This window comes from Dyadobacter sp. (assembly GCF_051859145.1).
Taxonomy (GTDB): domain Bacteria; phylum Bacteroidota; class Bacteroidia; order Cytophagales; family Spirosomataceae; genus Dyadobacter.
The window spans coordinates 1-1,938 of record NZ_JBHYGF010000526.1 but is presented as its reverse complement, the minus strand read 5'-3'; the positions used below and the strand labels follow the sequence as shown (position 1 = coordinate 1,938).

Here is a 1,938-nt window from a genome sequence, read left to right as displayed (position 1 = left end):
TTTCAAGTCGTTAATGTTATCAATCAATTTCAATATCATTTCGAAAAATCCTGTACCAGCAGGAATACTCAACCAGCTGCAATCACATTTAACTTATTTACAATAACTTACAAATATTCATCTTCCTACACTTTGCCGAAATATGTAAATAAAAATACCTATTCAGCGTAAAAGAAGGGCAGACCGAAGACTTTGGGAAATGCGCAGATATACTTGAATTTTCGCCCAAAAACTTCATTTTCTTGTTCAAGATGGCAGGATTATTGCCATACTAACCTCAAACCTCGACTGTAAATGTCGAAGCTGCTCAACACCTCCGCTATTGATGACTAATTTATTTTTCAACACATTGCTATGAAGATTGTAATTATTGAAGATGAAACAGATTTGGGAGTGTTGATGCGCAATTTTCTAGTAAGACAGCTTAATATTAAGGAACCTCAGGAATCGATCAAAGTAGCAGCTTCCATTGAGGAAGGAATGGCCTGCATTACTGAAATGAAACCGGATTGGATCTTCATTGACAACAACTTACCTGATGGAAAGGGAATTGACGAGATACAACGGATCAAAAGCATGTACACGGACAAAAAGATTTTTGTGGTTACCATGAGTGCGATGACCAACCTGCGCGACGAAGCTTTCCGAAATGGCGCTGATTACTTCCTTGATAAACCGATCAGTTTTGTAGAAGTCAGGAACATTCTTGCAAAACACAGATATTGAAGGAGAATACCAGACACACACCCGAAAGAGTAGAAAATTTTACAATGTTTGGGGATGAGGATGAGAAATACGTAGAAAATGTTTCTCAAAGAAGGTTTTTTTGGTATGTGCACACTCTAAAATATCACCGGACAGCGGGTCCCTGACCGGTTTCTTGATCCTGGCAACTTCACTTTCTGGCTTCTGTATCTGGCCTGCTTTTTCTTCGGCTGTGCATTCTTTTTCTTCCCGTAAGGCATAAGCTTAAAATCGTAATCGGGAATGAAGTAATCTTCTTTATACTCCGCCACCGGCAAAGGCATGTAATGTCTGCCCGGAAAAGTAAGCACATCGTATTCGTAGTCATACAAATAAATCGTCACAAAACCGTCGCGGCTGTATTTAATCCCAATGTCTGAAAAAGGGCTGTTTTCATCTGCGGAGGCAACCAGCCGCATCATTTCTTTCTGTTTTCCCTTCGCCAGCACAGTCATATTATATTGAAAAACGCGATGCAGGGAATCGATCTGCAAGGCAACTCCCAGGTAATATTTGGCATCCTTGATCCGCTCCTGTCCCGCATACATGATTGCGGTGTTGTTCAATGCGCTTTTATCCTGGTAAGTCTGGTAGCTCAGCCTGGCCTGATCATACTTCTCCATATAGCGGTATACGTTGCCCTGGTTTACATTGTAGAACTTACGCGAAGGTGCCGCCTCCATCGCTTTTTTGAAATCTTCGTACGCCCCGTCGTACCGGAGATTGGCTTCATTCACCTGATGTTTCTGATCGTGCCTGTTTCCTATATACGCCTGCACGATACCGTGGTTGTTGTGCAGAAAAGGCAGATCTGGCTTTTCCTTCACCAGGCTGTCAAATAGCGCCATGGATTTATCAAGCTGGTCATTTTCAAGCAGCACTACGCCCCACCCATTCTGTGCATTTACATTGGCCGGGTTCAACGAAACTGCCTTTTTAAACACCTGATATCCTTTTTTAAACATATCAAAGTGCAGCAGCAAGTTGCCATAATTGCTCCACATCAGATCGTATCCCTGTTCATATTGCAGCGCCTTTGCCAAATAGGTACCCGCTTCTGAATAACGTTTCTGATCGATCATGATACCGCTGATCCCGGCCAAGGCCTCGTACCGGGTCGGGTCCAGCTTGATCGCTTTCTGAAAATCTTCCTGCGCCTCAGTTGTCTTTTTAAGGTAATACTCCGAGAAAGCT

2 protein-coding genes are annotated in these 1,938 nt (G+C 42.8%); one reads left to right on the top strand and one right to left on the bottom strand.

Annotated elements, in window-relative coordinates:
- The first annotated feature begins 354 nt into the window (after positions 1 to 354).
- Complete coding sequence (locus ACTIE6_RS23355) at positions 355 to 726, top strand: response regulator (protein ID WP_439558926.1); 372 nt, start codon at positions 355 to 357, stop codon at positions 724 to 726.
- Positions 727 to 842: 116 nt separating this feature from the next.
- On the opposite strand, the gene ACTIE6_RS23350 is transcribed toward ACTIE6_RS23355, so the two are convergent.
- A partial coding sequence (locus tag ACTIE6_RS23350; protein ID WP_439558925.1) for a tetratricopeptide repeat protein occupies positions 843 to 1,938 on the bottom strand: 1,096 nt, incomplete at its 5' end.